Raw genomic sequence first — 20,150 nt, 5'->3', positions numbered from 1 at the left:
TCGCTCACCAGTAGAAGAAGACGCTGACGATATGGGCGGAAAGCGCCGCAATCAGCGCAAAGGTCACGGGCACGTGAATGTAGAGCCAGGCCTGCAGCCATGACTTGAGCTTCAGGTGCCGTCGCATTCGCCCGAGCATTGCCTCCTTGCGCGTCAGCAGCGCGTCGACCTTGTCGAGCGGATCGTTGTCGAGGCGCGGGCGATAGGCGCGCAGGCGTCGCAGCTCCGCCGCCGTGCCGCGCGTAGCGCAGTTCGGATACTTGCCGGTGATGCGGTTCCAGAAGGAGCCAGCGAATGGGTCCTCGTCGAGGCTCCGGCCCACCAGCGTCGCGGTTTCGGCATCGAGCGGCTGCGCGGCGTCGTGGATCTGGCGGTCGAGCGAGCGCAGCGCCTCGATCATCTGCTTTTCGGTGATCGCACCTTCTTCGTCATAGCGGTTGGACGACAGCGCGCGGGGCAGCGTGGCGTAGACCCAGATCCCAAAGATCCCCGAACCGATCACGATCAGCATCAGCGCCCAGGCCAGGGTGTGGACGTTCCAGCCGAGGTGGAAGCCCGAATGGAGTGTGCCGATGACTGTCAGGCACAGGCCAAGATAGACGTGGGCCGATGTCCAGCCCTTGAGGCTCCAGCGCCCCGGCGTGATCGCGCGCTTGCGCATGCCCAGCATGGTCAGCCAGAGGATCAGCAGAGCGCCGACGGTGCCGAGCGTATAGCCCAACCAGCTTGAACCGAAGTGCGTGCCCGGCAACGGTACGAAGATGTACAGCCCGATCAGCGCCAGCGCGAGCGCAGCAGAGAGCTTGCCCCAAAACAGGTTGCGGTGGGTAAGAAAGCCTTCATGCGTGGAAGTGCGCGCGCGGGTGGCGCCGGTACGCTTGCGGGGTGCGATGCTCGCCATTGGCTCAGACTCCCTCGTTCTCGAGCCGCGCGACGGTCAGGAACTCGTCGGGCGATACGCGGATGGCGGCACCTGTCGGACAGGCGCGGACGCAGCTCGGGCCACCTTCGATCCCCGCGCACATGTCGCACTTGATCGCCTTCTTGCGATCGAGCAGTTCGTCGACCGCCGGGTCGCCGGTGTATTTCGTGTTCTTCTTTGACCACTTGTAGGACGGCTCGCCCGGTCCCGGCCCGGAGCCGAAGAACAGCCACGAAAGCAGCGACGGCTTCTTTGGCGGCACCTTGTCCATGCGGATCACGCCGTAGGGGCAATTGCGCTGGCAGTTGCCGCAGCCGATGCACGTATCGTTGATGAACACTTCGCCATCGGGCCCGCGATGAATCGCATTGGGCGGGCAATCGGCCATGCAGTGCGGGTGTTCGCAGTGGCGGCACGATGTCGGCACGTGAAGGTGGGCGAAGCTTTTTCCGGCCTCGCGATCAAGGCGCGAGAGGCCGTCGTGACTGTCGGCGCAGGCCTTCTCGCAGTTGTCGCATCCCACGCAGAGCCGCTCGTCGATGAGCAGCACGTCGGTCGCTTCGCCCAGCCCCTGCGAAACGAGGAACTTGGCCTGTTCGGAGTAGAGGTCGACGACGCCCGAGAAGCTGTCCTTCTTCGATTCGATAAAGGCGTTGGTCGCGCGACGGACTTCCATGTCCTTGCGCGCGCGTTCGAGCAGGGCAGGCTTGGCCGCGAGTACGCGACCGAAGGCCTCGCCATCGATCTTGATGACCTCGCTCTTGATCGCGGCGCGCACGGTTGCCGTGCGGCGGCCGCCATCGATCAGCGCCATTTCGCCAACATAGGACCCGGCGGGCAGGTACGACAGGAACACCGGCTTTCCGCCGACTTCCTTCTCGACCACCATGGAGCCGACGCGAATGACGTAGATGTCCTTGTCCTCGTCGCCTTCATTGATGATCGCGTCGCCCGCACGGACAGCCATGATCTTCGAACTTTCGACGACCTCTGCGATGTCGGCGCTGGTCAGGCCCGAACCAAACATCTGCAGGATCTGGCGCTCGGTCGAAATACGCTCGATCGCGCGCTTGGCTGTCGGCACCTGGCTCTGCAGCTTGAGCGCGGCGTTGCGGCTGATCTCGACGCAGATCGTGTCTTCCGCCGCAACGATCGTCGCGCCGCGCTTACGGCCCGAGATCAGGCCGACTTCGCCGAAGATCGTGCCTGCCGGGATCGGAACGACCTTTGACGGGTCCTTCGGATCGAGCCGGACGTGGACCGAACCCGAGGCAATCGCGAAGAGCGAGGAACCGGGATCGTTCTTCTCGAACACCGTCTCGCCCTTGGCATAGGCGCGCGCGGCCGAATCGAGCATGAACTCGCGCAGCTGCAGCGTGGTCATGCCATCAAGGATGGTGACGTTGGTGCGCAGGAATTCGAGCCAGTCGTTGACCGAGCGATTGCCCGGCAGGCCTGCGAACTTGGCTTCGAGCAGCGGCTCGTCCGCCGGTTTCAGGCCGGTATTGCCATTGATGAACTCGACGACGTCGTAGCCCTGATTCATGCAGTGCTTGATCAGCGGATAGCCCGCCAGCGCCCCGATCACGAAGATTCCGGGCGCGGTCGATTCGAACTGGGGCGACAGCGTCGGGAAAGCCAGACGGTCGGCGCTCGCAAACTCGATGCCGCAGCCTTCGACGAAGCCGCGCGGCGGGGCAGAGCCGATGCGGGCAATAATCCGGTCGCAGCGGATGCGCTCTTCGCCATCGCGCGTGGACAGCGTGATCCAGCCCGGCTCGATGGCCTTGGTCTCGGTCTCGTAGCGGATGGTGAGCTTGCCCGCAGCGTCGTCCTCGACCAGCGCCTTGGCGTTGGGCTCCTTGGCGGTGGCGAAGCTTTCGCGGACGTTGGTAGACTTGGGCGCGCGGTTGAGCACCGTCACCACGTTGCCCTGCGCAGGGTCCTCGACTAGGCCGCGCGCGTTCTCGATACCTGCGTCACCGGTGCCGACCACCACGATGTGCTGGTCGAGCACGGCGTAAGGGTCATCGAGCTGGTAGGTGACGTGCGGCAAATCACCGCCGGGGCAGCGCATCAGGTTCGGGTTGCCCTGCGTGCCGATGGCGAGAACCACGTTCTCGGCCATGACCGTTTCGCCGCTGGTCAGCTCAATCGCATAGGGCGGGGCAAAGCGTTGCAGTTCGGTCGTCGTGCTCGATCCATCGCGCGCTCTTGTGACGATCTTCTGGACCGAACCCTCTATCGCAGGACCCGTGCCCTTGATCGACTTGACCTCGGCATTGTACTTCACGTTCACGCCGAGTTCGGCGGTGCGGCGGTTCCACTTGTCGAGGATGTCTTCCTTCTTGCCCGCGTCGAACTCCTGATCCGACCGCAGGATCAGCTGCGATGGCGTGGCCATCACATGCTTGCCCTTCTGGTACTTGTAGATCGTGTCCGAGAGGTGATCGGTTTTTTCGAGCAGCACGTGGCTCAGACCAAGCTGCGCCGCGCGTCCGGCAGCGCTCATGCCTGCCGGGCCCGAACCGATAATCGCAACCTTGAAAACCTCGCCCACCGGTATGCGTCCCCCGCATCGCAAGCGAACGGAGCATGTCCCTGCCCCTGCCCACTTTCAAAAACCGATTTGCGACCCCTATCGCGCGGACTTTAGCCGAAGAGCCGCGCATTGCCAGTCGCAAAATTCGCTGCACCGTCTTTGCTGAGCAACAGCTTGCATGCGACCGCCCCCGCACGATATGCGGCGCAGCACACGGATGACGTGCAAGGCATCCGACAGGAGTTTGCGATGACCGATCCCGAACCTGCCACCGAAACGCGCGAACCTGCGCAGGGTGCATCGCGAATCGGCAAGGTCGCGCTTCTGGCCGCAGGCCTGATCGCGTTGGGCGCAGGCGGCGTCGCGATGATGCGTGGGCCGGAAACGCCGCCGCCCGCCGCCGTCCCCCCGCCTGCCGTGCCGAGCCAGCAGCCCTCGGTCGATGACGTCATCGCCAAGCTGGAAGCCAAGCTCGCCGAAACACCCGACGATGCCGAAGGCTGGCGGATGCTCGGCTGGTCATACTTCCAGACCGAGCGCTATGCCGAGGCCGCCACCGCGCTCAAGAAGGCGACCAAGCTCGATCCCGACCATGCCGAAACCTGGTCGTTCCTTGGCGAGGCGCTTGTCCTGGCGAGCAAGGAAGAAGGCAGCATGCCGCGCGACGCCAAGGCCGCGTTCGACAAGGCGATCAAGCTCGACCCCAAGGATGCCCGCGCGCGCTACTTCCAGGCCGTGGCGATGGACCTTTCGGGACGGCACCGGCAGGCGATCAACGCGTGGTTCGACCTGCTTGAGGATACGCCGGCCGACGCGCCCTATGCCGAGGATATCCGCGAGGTGATTCGCAATGTCGGCGAAAAGCGCAAGATCGACGTGGAAAAGCGACTTGCCGAGGCGAAGTTTGCAGCGCCTGCAAATGGCGTGATTACCGATGGCCCGCACAAGGCCGCTGCGGCGATCCCTGGCCCGACAAGTGACCAGATGAAGGCGGCTGCGGGCCTACCCAAGGGCCAGCAGGAAGCGATGATCCGCGGCATGGTCGATGGGCTCGAGGCCAAGCTCGCCAATGACCCGGCCAATGTCGACCGCTGGATCATGCTGCTGCGCAGCCGAATGCAACTGGGCGAGCCACGCAAGGCTGCCGAAGCGCTGCAGAAAGGCCTAGCTGCCTTCCGCAACGACAGTGCGAGCGCGAGGAAATTGCGCGAGGCGGCGTCCACTCTTGGTATCGCGGGGGCCTGATTCGGCGGGCGCGAATCACTTCGCGCGGGGCCGGATGGCGTTTTTGTTAACCACTCCGGACCTTTTTGCGGGCTCTCGAGGCTGAGTGATTCAATACGGGACACCCCGAAATCAGGCGATTTTCGTCCCGATCTGAATCACTTTCGTGCCAAAACGATTCATTCCCCGGCACATGCCCGGTTAACGCGAATGAGCCCCGCCCGCGGGTTTACAACAAATTAACCTTTCATGTTCATTCCTCCTATGGTTAATGGCGGGCAATCCGAATTGAAGTCGGGTTAATTGCCACGGGGACATGGCAATCAAGGGGCGGTTCAATGCGCGTACTGCTGATCGAGGACGAACCTACTACGGCCAAGGCGATCGAGCTCATGCTCACGACCGAAGGCTTCAACGTCTACTCTACAGATCTTGGCGAAGAAGGCCTCGATCTGGGCAAGCTGTATGATTACGACATCATCCTGCTCGACCTCAACCTGCCGGACATGCACGGCTATGACGTGCTCAAGAAGCTGCGCGTTGCCAAGGTGCAGACGCCGGTCCTCATCCTTTCCGGCATTTCGGAAATGGACAGCAAGGTCCGCTCGTTCGGCTTCGGTGCCGACGACTACGTGACCAAGCCGTTCCATCGCGAAGAACTGATCGCCCGCATCCACGCGGTCGTTCGCCGTTCGAAGGGGCACTCGCAGTCGGTCATCCGCACCGGCAAGCTCTCGGTCAATCTCGATGCCAAGACGGTCGAGGTCGATGGTGCCCGCGTGCACCTGACCGGCAAGGAATACGCGATGCTCGAGCTGCTTTCGCTGCGCAAGGGCACCACGCTGACCAAGGAAATGTTCCTCAACCACCTTTATGGCGGGATGGACGAACCCGAACTCAAGATCATCGACGTGTTCATCTGCAAGCTGCGCAAGAAGCTGGCGCATGCCTGTGGTGGTGAAAACTACATCGAAACCGTCTGGGGCCGCGGCTATGTGCTGCGCGATCCGGACGATATGAGCGCGATCGAAGCGGCCTGATTTCCGCAATATCTCAAGCCATTCCTCGAAACGGCCCGCCCTCTCCGGCGGGCCGTTTTGGTTTCCGTTACAGACCTGCCCATCGAGGCAAGCGACGGAACCTTCACACCTCTTGGCCGCTCCTTTCTGCAAACGCACGAAAGGAAGGACCGATCATGGCAAAGTCGCTGAAAGCCGGAGACAAGGTATCGTGGAGCAGCCACGGTGGCGAGGCGCACGGAAAGGTCGTGCGCAAGCTTGAAAAGCCGACGACGATCAAGGGGCACAAGGTGGCGGCATCCAGGGACAAACCGGAATACCTGGTCGAAACCGAGAAAGGCAAACGGGCAGCGCACAAGCCCGGAGCGCTGAAGCGTGACTGAGACGCGTGCCTTCAGGCCGACCCAGCGGATGGCTTCGGCAGCACGGCGCGGCCTTCGTCTGCACGAAAGGTTCGGCCGCGGCGGAACGGAAGTCGGACTTGCGAGGGCGCGCCAGCTTTCTCACGGAAGTTTGTTGTCCGAGAGCGACGTGAAATCGATGTTCAGCTACTTCGCGCGACACGCCGTGGACAAGAAAGCTGCACAGGACCGTTGGAACAATGACAGTGATCCTTCGGCCGGGTTTATTGCCTGGCTACTGTGGGGCGGAGACGCGGGGGAAACCTGGGCGAAGTCAAAGCACAAGATGCTCGTCAAGGACTGACCAAGGCCTCCCCGCCAGTTTCGCGCCAGTCGATCAGCCGACGCGGTTGAAGTAGGTCGTTTCCATCTTGGGCATCGTTTTGTCGGCCCAGACGATCGTCTCGGTCATCGACCTGCCATCGCGGGCGACCGTGTAGACGCGGGTGGCGACGGGTGCTCCCGCTTTGCCGAGTGTCATGACCAGCGTGTTTGGCGCGGGCTGTCGGAGCGATGCTGTATCGTAGATCGGGATATTGCCCGAAATCGGCACTGCCACGCCGTCAGTCGCTGCGGTAGAACTGGCATTCATGACATTGCCATCCGGCGCGACGATGTCCACCCGCGTCGTCCATTGGCGGTCGGGCGAGATGCTGAACGCGATCGTTACCGAGCCGGGGCGCTCCTCCTCGGGAATTCTGGCAGTGTCCAGCGACCATTTGCCGATGAGTGGCGATACTGTCGCAGCAGCGTTCTGGCTGGCCTGCGGCTCGTCGGCGCGGTGCGATGTCGTTGCAACGAGCATGAGCCCGGCGGCAAGAGGCAGCAAAGTGAACATGGCAATCTTTCCCTTCTTCCAATGAGGCCTCGCGGATGAGTCCTGCTCACCGGCGTCGCCTGCAGCACCGGGCGATGGAAGATCAGTTTTTCTGGGCCAGTTTTCCTGTCCTGCCACCAGCCGCGCCAGTTCGCGGCTGCTGCCGATGCCGGTCTTGCGCCGGGCGTCGCGCAAGCGCTCGTTGATCGAGGCTTCGCTGCGATCAAGAACCGTCGCGATCGACTTGATCGTGTGACCCGCAGTGAGCAGGCGGAGGACTTCGAGTTCCTTGTCGGTCAAATCCGCAATCGCGCGGGGGCCATGATCGGTGGCAGACATGCGATCGTGATCACCACAGCCTGCTCGCACCGTCCATCCAAATTTCTTGTACCACGCCATACGCGTGCCAACTTGCAGCCGATCATATTGACCCCTGCGGGCCTCCCTGCCAAACGCCGCCGCCATGACAGCCTACAAATCCGGCGATCCGACGACGATCAACCGCCTCTATGGCCGCGCCAAGGGCAAGCCTCTGCGTCAAGGGCAGCAGGCTTTGGTGGATGACCTGCTTCCCCAGATCTCCATGCCCGCAGAAGGGCCGATCACCGCCGAGGCTCTATTCGGCGAGCCGCGCCCGCTCCATTTCGAAATCGGCTTCGGCGGCGGAGAGCACATGGCCTTCCGCGCCGACATGCTGCCCGATCACGGCTTCATCGGGGCAGAGCCGTTCCTCAACGGCGTGGCGCAGGCGCTGACCCATGTTTCGGGAGACAACGGCGCGCACCCGCCTATTCCAAACGTCCGCATTCATCATGGCGATGCGTTGGAAGTGCTGCGGCGGATTCCGGACGGCGCCCTGTCGTTCCTCTACCTGCTGCATCCCGATCCGTGGCCCAAGGCACGGCATGCCAAGCGGCGGATGATGAACGACGGCCCGCTCGACCTGTTCGCGGCAAAGCTCAAGCCTGGTGGCGAATTCCGCTTTGGCACCGACCACGCGATCTACCTGCGCCACGCCCTGATGGTCATGCGCCGCCACAAGCACCAGTTCGACTGGCTGGCCAACGACGCGAAGGATTTTCAGGTACGCCCCGGTGGATGGCCGGAAACGCGCTATGAGCACAAGGCGCGCACGGTTTACGGGCACGAGGTCTGGTACTTCCGCTATCGGCGCCGTTGATCCAGCGGGGATGGCCTGCAACCTGTCGCAGCAAAGCGGCGGTTCGTGGCGCGCAAAAAATTCTTCTGTTTTGGTAGACATTGAATCCGGCTAATCGTCGCCCCGACAGGGGAAGGGATTCGCGATGGATTTTCTGGCCGGTATCGATTTCACGGCGCTGCTCCCGTTCATCGCTGTCGGCTTTGCCGCGCAGATGGTGGACGGCGCCTTGGGCATGGCCTTTGGCGTCATTTCGAACACCCTGCTCGTCGGCGTTTTGGGCGTGCCGCCAGCCTTGGCCTCGCAACGCGTGCACATTGTCGAATGCTTCACCACGGCAACCTCGGGCATCAGTCACCTGCTCCACGGCAACGTCGACAAGAAATTGTTCTTCCGCCTGCTTCTGCCAGGCATGGCTGGTGGCATCCTCGGGGCCTATGTCCTCTCCTCGATCGACGCATCGCTGGTGAAGCCCTGGGTGCTCCTTTATCTTTGCGGTATCGGCATCTACCTGCTCGTCCGGGGCGTTCTCTATCCGCCCAAGATCAAGGAAGCTGGCTGGGTTGCGCCGCTCGGTCTCGTCGGCGGTTTCCTCGATGCCGCTGGTGGCGGCGGCTGGGGTCCGGTGGTCACGTCCAACCTGCTGATTCAGGGCGCTGATCCGCGCAAGGTTGTCGGCACGGTGAACACCGTCGAATTCTTCCTGACGCTGACAGTGTCTGCGGCGTTCATCTGGCACCTTGGCATTGCCGACGTTGCCGGAGCCACGCTCGGCTTCCTGATCGGCGGACTTGCAGCCGCTCCATTCGGAGCTTGGGCGGCCAAGCACATTCCGGCCAAGACCATGCTGATCATGGTCGGCATCGTGCTCACGCTGACCAGCGCTTACGGCGCGTACAAGGCGTTTGCATGATCCTGCCTTGCGCTGCGCAGTCTTGCGCAGCGCATTCGGATTGACCCTCTAACACGTCGTTAACCACGATCTGCCAAGCTGAGCCTGCCGCAAGACACGAGTCGGGCGGCTGGAGGGCAGGACCATGGCGCATCACGGCGCAAGCAGCATGACCATTTCGGAACTGCGCGAGTTCGCAAGCTTCGCTCCGTGCGAGCAGCGCTACATTCGCCGCAGCCTCGACCTTGTGCGTGGACGCGGTGATGCCCTGCGGCGCTGGGCACGCAGTGCCGACGAAGCTCGCGCGATCGAGAAGCAGGCAGACCTTTACCGCGAACTTCCCCTGCTGCGCCAGTTGCTACCCGATGTGCAGGACCTCGGCAGCCTTGAACCCTTCATCGGCCCACTGGTCCGGCTGACCGCGTTCGACCTTGCGCAGAACCGCCTCACCGGCTTTTCGGCCTATCGCTTTCTCTACGAGCGATTGCTCGGTGCGGAAGTCCGGCCGTGGCTTCCCGGCGCATTTTGCGGAGCGGCAGCCCTGCCGGTGATCCGCCCCGACCGCCGCCGCGATCTGCTCCAGTCGATCAGCGAAGCGGCCGCAACCGCGCAAGGCTGGTCCAAGAGGGAGCCGGTGTTCTATCCCGAGTTCGTCGAGGCAGAAGCAGCCTAAGGTACAAGGATGGTATCGCGCGCCACAGCGTCGGTCTGCGGATAGTCGAGCGTGTAGTGCAGGCCCCGGCTTTCGTGCCGGGCCCTTGCCGAGCGCACGATAAGCTCGGCGCTCTGCAGCAGGTTGCGCAGTTCGATCAGGTCGGTCGTGACGCGGAAGTGGCCGTAGTAATCGTTGACCTCGCCGCTCAGCATCGCGATCCGGTGTGCCGCGCGTTCGAGCCTCTTGTTCGTGCGGACGATGCCGACGTAGTTCCACATGAACCGGCGGATTTCTGTCCAGTTCTGCTTGATGACCACTTCCTCGTCGGAATCGGTGACGCGGCTTTCGTCCCATGGACGGACTTCGGGCGGGGCATCGAAGCTGTCCCAGCGCCGCTGGATGTCGCGCGCTGCGGCATCACCGAACACGAAGCATTCGAGCAGCGAGTTCGACGCAAGGCGGTTGGCGCCGTGCAGCCCGCTTTCCGTGCATTCGCCCGCCGCGTAGAGCCCCGGCAGATCCGTGCGTCCGTCGAGATCGATCAGGACGCCGCCGCAGGTGTAATGCTGGGCGGGGACGACCGGGATCGGCTGGCGCGTCATGTCGATGCCAAGGCCCATCAGCTTTTCATAGATGTTCGGAAAGTGCCCGCGCACGAAGTCTTGGGGCATGTGGCTGATGTCGAGATGGACATAGTCGAGGCCGAACTTCTTGATTTCGGCATCGATCGCGCGCGCGACCACGTCACGCGGGGCGAGTTCCAGCCGTTCGGCGTCGTAGAACTCCATGAAGCGCTTGCCTGTGCGCGGATTGATCAGCCGCCCGCCCTCGCCACGCACCGCCTCGGTGATCAGGAAGTTCTTGACCTCCAGGTTGTAGAGGCAGGTCGGGTGAAACTGCATCATTTCCATGTTGGAAACCCGCGCACCCGCCCGCCACGCCATGGCAATGCCATCGCCTGTCGCACCGCGCGGTGCAGTGCTGAACTGGTAGACACGCCCGGCACCGCCCGTTGCCAGTATGGTCGCCCGCGCAGTGTGCGCCTCGACCTTGCCGCTTGCTTCGTCGAGCGCATAGACGCCCCATACGCGCCCTGAGCCGGAATAGCGCGCAGCCTCGTGGCGACCTGTGATCAGGTCGATGCAGGTGCGTCCGGGCAGAAGGGTGACGTTGGGATGTTCGCGCGCCGCCTTGAGCAGCGCCTTCTGGACCGCAGCGCCGGTCGCATCGTCGACATGGACGATGCGGCGATGTGAATGGCCGCCTTCGCGCGTCAGGTGGAGCGAGCCGGCCTCCGCATTGAAAGGCACGCCCAGCTGTTCGAGACGGCGAATCGCTTCCGGCGCGTTCTCGACCACGAATTCGACCGTCTCGCGCCGGTTGAGACCGGCCCCGGCGATCATCGTGTCGCGAATGTGGTCATCGAAGGTATCGCCTGCATCGAGCACTGCCGCAATGCCGCCCTGCGCCCAGTTGGTCGATCCGCCATCAAGGCCACCCTTGGCGAGGACCAGCACGCGGCAGGTCTCGGCAAGCACCAGGGCAGCAGTAAGCCCAGCCGCGCCCGATCCGATGATCAGCACGTCATGGTAGTCCTGCACCCCGGCGGATCTTTCGCCCTTATCCTTGCCGCTCAAGCGGTTCTCCATCGTCTGACGCCATTTACGGCGCTGCATTGACTGGTCGAGCCCTGCCCTAGCGACTGGAGATGCATCGGGAAAGTCTTGGCAAAGCCGGCGCCGGAAAGGTCCATTTTGAATTTAATGTTGCTTAACTATCTTGGTCGCTTGCTTCGCAGACGCAGCATGGTAGGTATTTACACGTAGAAGCTACTACCCGCGATGGAGGGCCTTGTGCCTTTTGCAAGACTGCAATGCCTTTTCGACCGACACCGTCCGAAGCGCTCCGGCGTGGAATGGGACGGCTCGTCCTTCGTCGGAACGTGCAAGCGTTGCGGGGCACCCATTCGTCGCCGCGAACGCGGTGGTTGGCGCAAGACGTCGCAGAAGAACGCCGATTTACCTAAGTTTCTGTAAGCTCCTAACGAAAGTTCAGGCCGCTTCCTTGGGCTGGCTCGTCAGTGTGACAAAGACGTCTTCCAGGTCCGCTTCGCGCGTCGAAACATCAACGATGGCAAAGCCCTGCCCCTGGACCAGCGACATGACTTCGCCGGCCGTCATCCGGTCCTTGTCGTAACTGATCTCGACCTGTCGCTCACCCGAAACGACGCTCTTCAGGAAGGCTGGATGTTGCACTGCAGCATCGACGCTGCGATCCAGCGTCAGCACGACAATCTTTTCCCGCGCCATGTCGACAAGCTCGCGCGTGGGCTTGTTGGCGATCAGCTTGCCGTGATTGATGATCGCGATCCGGTCGCAGAGCTCTTCGGCTTCCTCCAGGTAATGCGTGGTCAGCACCACCGTCACCCCGTCGCGATTGAGTTCGCCGACCAGCTCCCACAACTGCCGACGCAGTTCGACGTCGACCCCGGCGGTCGGCTCATCCAGCACGAGCACCGGCGGGGCGTGGACCATCGCCTTGGCGATCAGCAAGCGCCGCTTCATGCCGCCCGACAGCGAGCGGGCATAGGCATCGGCCTTGTCAGCCAGATGGACCGCGCGCAGCAGTTCCATCGTCCGGCGCATCGCCTTGGGCACGCCATAGAGCCCTGCCTGATTGTCGAGCACCTCGGCGGGGGTGAAGAACGGGTCGAAGACGATTTCCTGCGGCACGATGCCGATCGAGGCCTTTGCGTTGCGCACGTCGTGGTCAATGTCATGCCCCCAGATCTCCACGCTGCCCGAGGTCTTCATGACGAGGCCGGCCAACGTGTTGATCAGCGTCGACTTGCCCGCGCCGTTCGGGCCGAGCAGGCCGAAGATCTGCCCCTGCGGCACATCGAAGCTCACGCCGTCGAGCGCAAGTTTCCCGGGTGCCTTGCCCGTGGGCGCATAGCGCTTCACCAGATCGCGAATTCGAATTGCGGGTGGAGTATCGTCGGTGCTTGCCATGGCCGCTGCCTGCACCAGTGCCAGCGAAAACGCAATTGTCTCAAGCCCGCCGATTTGCTAGCCGCAAGCCCATGATTCAGGCACCCGAAACCGTCTACACCGATCATCATCGCGTAAAGTGCGATGGCGCATCTGATATCCGTGGCGGCGCCGCGCTCGGCCACCCCCGCGTCTGGCTCGAGATCGACGAGAAGGGCTTTGTCGAATGCGGCTACTGCGATCGCCGCTTCGTGCTCAAGGGCGGTCCGGCCGATACGGCAGCCGCAGCTTGAAGGCCTGTCACGGAAGCGCCTCTGGCCTTCTGTGACCCAGTGCTTATATCGGTCTGATGACCGATCTCGACACCCGCTCGCTGCTCTACCGCTCCGGCCTGCTTACTCCTGACGAAGCGCAGGCGATTACCGCCAATGCGCTGAAATCCTGCGACGATGGCGAACTCTATCTCCAGTTCATCGCCAGCGAGAGCTTCGGGTTTGACGATGGCCGCCTGAAGACGGCGGATTACTCACGCGATGCGGGCTTCGGCCTTCGCGGTGTCTCGGGCGAGATGACCGGCTTTGCCCACGCCAACGAAATTTCCGCCGCCGCCATCGCGCGCGCAGGCGAGACGCTCAAGCTGCTCGATCCGGCGAAGGGCCAGCCCGCCCCGCCGCCCCGCAACAACAATCGCCACCTCTATACCGAGGCCTCGCCGCTCGATGCGGTGCCGTTCGAAACCAAGGTCAAGCTGCTCGAGACCATCGACGCTGCCGCCCGTGCCCGTGATCCGCGCGTCGCGCAGGTTTCGGCCTCGCTCTCCGGCTCATGGTCGGTGGTGGAGATCGTGCGCGCCGACGGTTTCGTCGCCCATGACTTGCGCCCTCTGGTGCGCCTCAATGTCTCGATCGTGGCAGAGCAGAACGGACGCCGGGAAACCGGCTCGTTCGGCATTGGCGGTCGCCGTCTCTATGACGACCTGTTCTCGCCAGAGACGTGGAACCGCGCCATCGACGAGGCACTGGCACAGGCGCTCGTCAATCTCGAATCCGTTGCCGCCCCTGCCGGCGAGATGACCGTGCTGCTTGGCCCCGGCTGGCCCGGGGTGCTGCTGCACGAAGCGGTCGGCCATGGCCTTGAAGGCGATTTCAACCGCAAGGGCACCAGCGCCTTCTCCGGCCGCATCGGCGAGCGAGTGGCTGCGCCCGGCGTCACCGTGGTCGACGACGGCACCCTGCTCGGCGTGAACGGACAGGGCCGCCGCGGCTCGCTCTCCATCGATGACGAGGGGACGCCGACGCAGGAGAACGTGCTGATCGAGGACGGCATCCTCAAGGGCTATATCCACGATCGCCTCAACGCCCGCCTTATGGGCGTGGCACCCACCGGCAACGGGCGGCGCGAAAGCTTTGCCCATGCGCCGATGCCGCGCATGACCAACACCTTCATGCGCGGCGGGAACGACGATCCGGCCGAACTGCTGTCCCGCGTCAAGAACGGCATCTTCGCCAAGTCGTTTGGCGGCGGCCAGGTTGACATCACCAGCGGCAAGTTCGTGTTCTCCTGCACCGAGGCCTATCGCATCGAAAACGGCAAGCTGGGCGCGCCGATCAAGGGCGCAACGCTGATCGGCGATGGCCCGACCTGCCTCACCAAGGTCACCGGCATCGGCAACGACCTTGCGCTCGACGAAGGCGTCGGGGTCTGCGGCAAGGGCGGGCAGAGCGTTCCTGCAGGCGTCGGCCAGCCGACGTTGCTGGTCGAAGGACTTACCGTGGGCGGGACGGCCTGACGAAGGGTTGACCGGCCTGCGGCGTTACGTGGTCAGCGCGGGTTAAGCCGATCCGCGTTAGACTTCCCGGATCGACTCAGAAGGAAGTGCCAGTCATGATGAATACCGCCAGCAGGATTGCTGCGGCACTGGCCGCCGGATCGCTGCTCCTTGCCGGAGCTGCCGCCGACGCCAAGCCGCGTCTCACCCCAGAGCAGGAACTTGCCAAGACGCTCGAAGGCCGCGTCGCTGGCAAGCCGCAGGATTGCCTCTACCTGCCCCGTGTGATCAGCACCCGGATCTACGACAAGACCGCGATCGTCTACGACGCGGGCAACACGATCTGGGTCAATCGCCCGGACTCCGGTGCCAGCACGCTTGATGACAACGACATCATGGTGACCACGCCTTTCGGTTCGCAGCTGTGCAGCGTCGATATCGTGCGCATGGTCGATCGCAACGTCGGGTTCTGGCGCGGCTCGATCGGGCTGGGCAAGTTCGTCCCCTACACCAAGGTGAAGGACGCCAAGGGAAGCTGATGCGCTTGGAATTGCTGGCTGGCTCGGGCTAAAGGGCGTGCATGACGTCCAGCCTCGCCAGCCTGCGCCCAGCAACCTCAGCCGACATTACCGCCCTCGTCGACCTTGGCAGACGGGCTTTCGTCGCGAAGTTCGGGCACCTCTACAGCTCGGAAAACCTCGCCACCTTTCTGGACGAGACGCATTGCGAACCTGCACTTCGCGCGCAACTTGCCGATCCGGACATGCAGATCGCGGTTATCGAAGAGGACGGGCGGCTGACCAGCTTCTGCAAGATCGTGCGCAACAGCAGCTTGCCCCGGCATACCACTGCCGAACGACCGATGGAGCTCAAGCAACTCTACACCGATCCAGACCTTATCGGCCGCGGCCATGGCGCGCGGCTGATGGACTGGGCGATTGCGCAGGCGCAGGCCTGGGGGGCCGACGAGATGCAACTCTCGGTCTATGCCCACAACCCCGATGCCCAGCGGTTCTACCGCCGATATGGCCTTGAAAAGGTGGCCGACATCGAATTCTGGGTCGGCGATCACTGCGATCCCGAGTTCATGTTCGCAGGGTCGCTTTAGAAGCCTTCCGGACAGGCGCTGGACACCCTATAGAGGGGGCATGTCCTCGATCCGTCCATGGCGCGATATCGCGCGTCGCAAGAGCCGCCAGATCATGGTCGGCACGGTCCCCGTTGGCGGCGATGCCCCGATCACCGTGCAGACGATGACGAACACGCTGACCTCCGATCCCGTCGCCACGATCAACCAGATCCGCCGCTGCGAGGACGCCGGCGCAGACATCATCCGCGTCTCGTGCCCGGACGTCGAAAGCACCGCAGCGCTCGGCAAGATCGTGAAGGCCGCGCGCATCCCGATCGTTGCGGACATCCACTTCCACTACAAGCGCGCGCTGGAAGCGGCAGATGCGGGTGCGGCTTGCCTGCGCATCAATCCCGGCAACATCGGCAGCAATGACCGGGTCGCAGAAGTGGTCCGTGCCGCCAAGGCCAATGGCTGCGCCATCCGCATCGGCGTCAATGCTGGCAGCCTGGAGCGCGACCTGCTTGAGAAGTATGGCGAGCCATGCCCCGAAGCGCTGGTTGAATCTGCGCTCGATCACATCAAGCTGCTGCAGGATCACGATTTCCACGAGTACAAGGTCGCCGTGAAGGCCTCCGACGTGTTCCTCGCCGTCGCTGCCTACATGGGTCTTGCCGAAGCAGTCGATTGCCCGCTGCACTTGGGCATAACCGAAGCCGGTGGCCTGATCGGCGGTACTGTGAAATCCTCCATCGGCATCGGCAACCTTCTCTGGGCCGGCATCGGTGACACCCTGCGCGTCTCGCTTTCGGCCGAACCGGAAGAGGAAGTGCGCGTCGGCTTCGAAATCCTCAAGTCGCTTGGCCTGCGAACCCGCGGCGTCCGCGTCGTGTCATGCCCGTCCTGCGCACGGCAGGGCTTTGACGTGATCCGCACGGTGGAAGCCCTCGAAAGCCGCCTGAGCCATATCAAGACCCCGCTTTCGCTCTCGGTCCTCGGCTGCGTCGTCAACGGCCCCGGCGAAGCGCGCGAGACCGACATCGGCCTCACCGGCGGTGGCAATGGCAAGCACATGGTCTATCTCTCGGGCGTGACCGACCACACCGTGCAGTCCGAGGACATGCTGGAACACATCGTCGCGCTGGTCGAAGCCAAGGCAGCAGAGATCGAAGCGGCGACCAGCGATGCAGGGAACGTGACCGAAGCGGCGGAGTGATCCATCAGCCCCCGGTCGCGGGCTTGTAGATGTCGATGTAGTCGGTCAGCCCGTCGCACCATTCGAACGTGCGCAGGCGCCAGTAGGGGCGGTTCTGGGTCACGGCGAAGCGCCAGTCGTTACGCGTTGCATCGCACTTGCGACCGGGATCGGGCGTGTCCGTGATCCGGATGGTGCCCGAGAAGATGAAGTAATCTGCTCCCACTTCCGTGACACGGCCATCCAGCCAGAGGCGGCCGGGACCAGCTGCCGAAGCCTGGCTGGCCGTAAGCCTGATCAACCCGGCATCGTTGCGCGCATTGGCAGTGCCGCGCGTGTTCCAGTCTATCCATTGCAGGGTGACACCTGCATTCTGGAGCAACTTATCGGCTGCCGTACGATCGAGAATGCGCGTGGTGACCGCCTCTTGTCGAGGCGTCTGCGCAGGGTGTGGAGCACTCTCGGGCCGCGTTCCTCCACCGTCTGTCGTACACCCGGCAAGTGCCAGGAGCAGGGGGAGTGGGGCAAGTGCAGCGCGGATCATGGTCGTCATGTCTTTTGCAATCCTGCGGGGCTGGCAAGGTTCCGCATGAATCGCTAGGCCGAAGCCATGACCATCTCGATCCGCGCGGCGTCCGCTGCTGACATATCCCTGATTGCCGAACTCATCCGCGCTTTGGCCGAATACGAAAAGCTGGCCCACGAAGTGCGTTTCGATGAGGCAGTGCTCGAAGCAAAGCTCTTCGGCCCCCGTCCCTACGCCGAAGTGATCATCGGCGAAATTGATGGAAAGGCGCAGGGCTTTGCCCTGTTCTTCCACAACTTCTCTACTTTCGAAGGCAAGCCGGGGATCTATCTCGAGGACCTGTTTGTAAAGCCTGAAGCGCGTGGCTCCGGCCTTGGCAAGGCGTTGCTCTCGCATCTCGCCGCGCTGGCGGTGGAGCGTGACTGCGCGCGGCTGGAATGGTCGGTGCTTGACTGGAACGAGCCTGCCATCGGCTTCTACAGGTCGCTCGGCGCAAGGTTCATGGACGAATGGACGGTCATGCGGGTCGATGGACCTGCTTTGCAGCAGCTTGGCGCGAATGCTGGAAATTCGGTCGAAAACGCATAGAATGGCGGTCGTTCACGCCCGATACGGGGGCGGCGTGGTACGGGACTTGGCATGACACATCGAGTCGACAGGCGAACGATACTGGCAGGCGCAGCGGCAAGCGCCGCCGCAGCCGTGATTCCGCCGCGCGTGGCGGCCGCCACCTATTATCCGAACGAACAGCACCGCGAAGTCCTGCGGATCGCCGCCGAGCAGGTCGAGAAGCACCGCGCCTCGCTGTGGCGGACGGACATCGTCGGCATTGCCGACTTTGCCCTGCCATCATCGCTGCCGCGCTTCCATTTCGCCAATCTCGACCGGGGCGAAGTCCGCTCGTTCCTCGTGGCGCACGGACGCGGCTCTGACCCGGAGCATGACGGCTTTCTCAAGACGTTCTCGAACGACGTCGGCAGCCTTGCCACCTCGCGCGGGGCCTATGTCAGCTACGAATGGTACAAGGGCAAGTACGGCACCTCGATCCGGCTCGGCGGTTTGAGCCCGGAAAACTCGAACGTGCTCGACCGTGCGATCGTGCTGCATCCTGCATGGTACGCCAATCCCGACATGCTCGAGAAGTGGGGCAAGCTCGGCCGATCGGACGGCTGCTTCGCGATGAGCGAGGCGGACTTCAACGAGGCACTGTGGCACCTCTCCGGCGGGCGCCTGATCTACGCGGACAGGCTAGGGCTGGGCTGAGGCCGGGGCTGGCGCCGCCCCTTCGTCCGGCTCGTCAGGTGCCAGCGAAAACAGCGATCACACTTGTAGGCATGCAGTACGAGGCCGCTCTTTCGTGCGGCCTCGACGGCATCTTCAACGGTGTCATAGCGCGCCTTGCGCTGGCAGACGCTGAGCCTTGTTCTCATCTCGTCCGCATCAAAGCGGATTATCGAGCTTGATCACCGCTTCGTTGCTCTTGCGCTGCGTCGTGTGCTGCTGGCGCGGCTGCGCGAAGCTGGCCAGCACCGGCGCGTCGCGGCTGTAGATGTCAGGGAACGAGCGCAGCATGCCGGTCACGTCACGTGCGACGGTGAAATAGGTGAGATAGACCGGGAAGGTCTTGGTCATCGGCACCTTGGTATAGGTCTTTGACGAGTGGGCGAGAACTGCATCGTCCGGCGACATCCCTGCACCGAGAATCGCCATGGTCATCGCCAGCTCGGTCGCCCGCTCCACGCGCACGCAGCCGTGGCTCAGCGCACGGGCGGGCAGGTTGAACAGGTTGCGGTTGGGCGTGTCGTGCAGGAAGATCGCATGCTCGTTGGGCATGTCGAGCTTCATGCGGCCTAGCGAATTGCCGTCGCCCGGCTGCTGCACGACATAGATCGTGCCATCGCCCGCCTTGGTGACCTTGTAGCCCTCGCGCTCGGCCTGCCTGGGGTTGTTGACCAGCCGCGCGCCCAGGCCTTCGCCCACCACGATCGACTGCGGCACCGTCCAGGTCGGGTTGAAGATCACGCCTTCGACCGTCTCGGCCAGCTGGGGCGTTGCCGTCTTGCCGGGCTTGCCGACAATGACCTTGTATGTGCTGATGATCTTGTTGCGCACGGTCAGGCGCAGGATCTGTTCGGGCACGTTGGTCAGAAGATACTGCGTGCCAAGATCACGCGCGAGCCAGCGCCAACGGTCCATGTTGGCCCGAATCAGGGCGGCCTGCTTCTGCGTCTGCGCCTTGGGAAGCGCAGCCTTCAGCGCGGCGTAATCGGGCACGGTGGGCAGGAGCGCCATCAGCGCGCCCTTCACGTCATGCTTCTCAAGCGCTTCGGCGAGGATCAGCGAGGTCGGGTTGACGTCCTGATCGGGATCGACCGCGAACCATTGCACGCGCGCAGTCATCGGCGTGCGCCCGTCGCGCAGGTCTTCGGCCAGCCAGGTAAATACGCGCGTCGCAGTATCGTCCAGTTCAGGCCCTTCCCCCTTGACGATTGCGGCCGAGAGCAATTCCGGCTGGTAGTCCTTGGGAAACAAGCCTTCAGCGCCAATGCCCTTGATCGCCGCCAGCAGAGCCTGGGCGTCTGACTGGGTCCAGTGGGGTGCCGCAACCGGCACGGTGGCCTGAACTGTTCCGGCTTGTGCTGCCGCAGGTGCATTGACCTCGGGCGCGGGCACAGGAGCCGGCTTCGCCTGCTTCGTGAGATCGACCGGCCCTTGTGAAGGCACGGCCTGCGCGGCTGCTGCCTGCGCAGCAAGCGGCTGGCTTGCAATGGAAAGCGCCACGAATGCCACGCCCAGCTTGCCGGAAAGGCCGGCCCCGTTCATCCCACGCTTCACGCTTTGCATTTCCCTGTTCACTCGCACAACTCGATCACAAGACCCGAAAGATGTGACTTTCCACGTCCTGCCTCAAGCCCCACTGACTATCAACCCGTACCGATATCGCGGATCGGGCCTGTCTGAAGCCTGAATC

At 63.4% G+C, this 20,150-nt stretch carries 21 protein-coding genes; 14 read left to right on the top strand and 7 right to left on the bottom strand.

Translation table 11 applies throughout. The features are described from left to right. Positions 1–4: 4 nt before the first annotated feature. Together IQ25_RS08840 and IQ25_RS08835 are read right to left on the bottom strand one after the other, a co-directional pair. Entirely contained in the window at positions 5–901 is an 897-nt protein-coding gene (locus IQ25_RS08840) for a hypothetical protein (RefSeq protein WP_144904859.1), read from the bottom strand. 4 nt (positions 902–905) lie between these two features. Continuing rightward, positions 906–3,434 carry a cyclic nucleotide-binding domain-containing protein gene (locus IQ25_RS08835; RefSeq protein ID WP_221236719.1) on the bottom strand — a complete coding sequence of 843 codons (2,529 nt, stop codon included), beginning with the start codon at positions 3,432–3,434 and terminating at the stop codon, positions 906–908. Between the two features lie 279 nt (positions 3,435–3,713). On the opposite strand from IQ25_RS08835, the gene IQ25_RS08830 reads away from it, so the two are divergent. From IQ25_RS08830 to IQ25_RS21220, 4 genes are all read left to right on the top strand, one after another. Continuing rightward, positions 3,714–4,709, top strand: coding sequence for a tetratricopeptide repeat protein (locus tag IQ25_RS08830; protein ID WP_144904855.1), 996 nt, complete (start codon positions 3,714–3,716; stop codon positions 4,707–4,709). A gap of 317 nt (positions 4,710–5,026) precedes the next feature. Further along, positions 5,027–5,728 carry a response regulator transcription factor CtrA gene (ctrA, locus tag IQ25_RS08825; RefSeq protein ID WP_011443965.1) on the top strand — a complete coding sequence of 234 codons (702 nt, stop codon included), beginning with the start codon at positions 5,027–5,029 and terminating at the stop codon, positions 5,726–5,728. A gap of 155 nt (positions 5,729–5,883) precedes the next feature. Continuing rightward, positions 5,884–6,090 carry a hypervirulence associated TUDOR domain-containing protein gene (locus IQ25_RS08820; RefSeq protein ID WP_144904853.1) on the top strand — a complete coding sequence of 69 codons (207 nt, stop codon included), beginning with the start codon at positions 5,884–5,886 and terminating at the stop codon, positions 6,088–6,090. Positions 6,091–6,223: 133 nt separating this feature from the next. Further along, complete coding sequence (locus tag IQ25_RS21220) at positions 6,224–6,412, top strand: hypothetical protein (RefSeq protein WP_220094536.1); 189 nt, start codon at positions 6,224–6,226, stop codon at positions 6,410–6,412. A gap of 33 nt (positions 6,413–6,445) precedes the next feature. Here the strand turns inward: IQ25_RS21220 and IQ25_RS08810 are convergent, their stop codons facing one another. Continuing rightward, entirely contained in the window at positions 6,446–7,264 is an 819-nt protein-coding gene (locus IQ25_RS08810; protein ID WP_246415697.1) for a helix-turn-helix domain-containing protein, read from the bottom strand. 124 nt (positions 7,265–7,388) lie between these two features. Between IQ25_RS08810 and trmB the strand changes: the two genes are divergently transcribed. The 3 genes from trmB (at position 7,389) to IQ25_RS08795 (ending at position 9,649) form a co-directional block, all read left to right on the top strand. Beyond that, complete coding sequence (gene trmB / locus IQ25_RS08805) at positions 7,389–8,105, top strand: tRNA (guanine(46)-N(7))-methyltransferase TrmB (RefSeq protein ID WP_144904849.1); 717 nt, start codon at positions 7,389–7,391, stop codon at positions 8,103–8,105. A gap of 124 nt (positions 8,106–8,229) precedes the next feature. Next, the gene (locus IQ25_RS08800) at positions 8,230–8,997 is read left to right on the top strand and encodes a sulfite exporter TauE/SafE family protein (RefSeq protein WP_144904848.1); all 768 of its coding nucleotides are present in this window, start codon (positions 8,230–8,232) and stop codon (positions 8,995–8,997) included. 124 nt (positions 8,998–9,121) lie between these two features. After that, positions 9,122–9,649: a hypothetical protein gene (locus tag IQ25_RS08795; protein ID WP_144904846.1), complete on the top strand. Its 528-nt coding sequence runs from the start codon at positions 9,122–9,124 to the stop codon at positions 9,647–9,649. On the opposite strand, the gene nadB is transcribed toward IQ25_RS08795, so the two are convergent. Further along, a complete protein-coding gene (gene nadB / locus IQ25_RS08790; protein ID WP_246415698.1) occupies positions 9,646–11,268 on the bottom strand; it encodes an L-aspartate oxidase in 1,623 nt (540 codons plus the stop codon). The genes IQ25_RS08795 and nadB overlap by 4 nt on opposite strands. Before the next feature lie 414 nt (positions 11,269–11,682). After that, positions 11,683–12,642 (bottom strand): ABC transporter ATP-binding protein, encoded by a 960-nt coding sequence (locus IQ25_RS08785; RefSeq protein WP_144904842.1) that lies wholly within the window; start codon positions 12,640–12,642, stop codon positions 11,683–11,685. A gap of 71 nt (positions 12,643–12,713) precedes the next feature. Between IQ25_RS08785 and IQ25_RS08780 the strand changes: the two genes are divergently transcribed. The 5 genes from IQ25_RS08780 (at position 12,714) to ispG (ending at position 16,674) form a co-directional block, all read left to right on the top strand. Next, positions 12,714–12,914 (top strand): zinc-finger domain-containing protein, encoded by a 201-nt coding sequence (locus IQ25_RS08780; RefSeq protein WP_144904840.1) that lies wholly within the window; start codon positions 12,714–12,716, stop codon positions 12,912–12,914. 56 nt (positions 12,915–12,970) lie between these two features. Further along, positions 12,971–14,410, top strand: a complete 1,440-nt coding sequence (gene tldD, locus IQ25_RS08775) for a metalloprotease TldD (RefSeq protein WP_144904838.1) — start codon at positions 12,971–12,973, stop codon at positions 14,408–14,410. Positions 14,411–14,505: 95 nt separating this feature from the next. Beyond that, positions 14,506–14,928 carry a hypothetical protein gene (locus tag IQ25_RS08770; protein ID WP_144904836.1) on the top strand — a complete coding sequence of 141 codons (423 nt, stop codon included), beginning with the start codon at positions 14,506–14,508 and terminating at the stop codon, positions 14,926–14,928. Between the two features lie 41 nt (positions 14,929–14,969). After that, positions 14,970–15,497 (top strand): GNAT family N-acetyltransferase, encoded by a 528-nt coding sequence (locus IQ25_RS08765; protein WP_144904834.1) that lies wholly within the window; start codon positions 14,970–14,972, stop codon positions 15,495–15,497. Between the two features lie 40 nt (positions 15,498–15,537). Then, entirely contained in the window at positions 15,538–16,674 is a 1,137-nt protein-coding gene (gene ispG, locus IQ25_RS08760; RefSeq protein WP_144904832.1) for a flavodoxin-dependent (E)-4-hydroxy-3-methylbut-2-enyl-diphosphate synthase, read from the top strand. 4 nt (positions 16,675–16,678) lie between these two features. On the opposite strand, the gene IQ25_RS08755 is transcribed toward ispG, so the two are convergent. After that, entirely contained in the window at positions 16,679–17,206 is a 528-nt protein-coding gene (locus IQ25_RS08755; protein ID WP_144904830.1) for a hypothetical protein, read from the bottom strand. 57 nt (positions 17,207–17,263) lie between these two features. On the opposite strand from IQ25_RS08755, the gene IQ25_RS08750 reads away from it, so the two are divergent. Continuing rightward, the gene (locus IQ25_RS08750; RefSeq protein ID WP_144904828.1) at positions 17,264–17,767 is read left to right on the top strand and encodes a GNAT family N-acetyltransferase; all 504 of its coding nucleotides are present in this window, start codon (positions 17,264–17,266) and stop codon (positions 17,765–17,767) included. Between the two features lie 51 nt (positions 17,768–17,818). Continuing rightward, positions 17,819–18,442 carry a murein L,D-transpeptidase catalytic domain-containing protein gene (locus IQ25_RS08745; protein WP_144904826.1) on the top strand — a complete coding sequence of 208 codons (624 nt, stop codon included), beginning with the start codon at positions 17,819–17,821 and terminating at the stop codon, positions 18,440–18,442. A gap of 177 nt (positions 18,443–18,619) precedes the next feature. On the opposite strand, the gene IQ25_RS08735 is transcribed toward IQ25_RS08745, so the two are convergent. After that, a complete protein-coding gene (locus IQ25_RS08735) occupies positions 18,620–20,023 on the bottom strand; it encodes a L,D-transpeptidase family protein (RefSeq protein ID WP_144904822.1) in 1,404 nt (467 codons plus the stop codon). Positions 20,024–20,150: the final 127 nt, after the last annotated feature.

This window comes from Novosphingobium taihuense, from assembly GCF_007830315.1.
Classification (GTDB): domain Bacteria; phylum Pseudomonadota; class Alphaproteobacteria; order Sphingomonadales; family Sphingomonadaceae; genus Novosphingobium; species Novosphingobium taihuense.
Note: the sequence above shows the minus strand (reverse complement) of the source record. Positions and strands in the feature narration are given on the sequence as shown.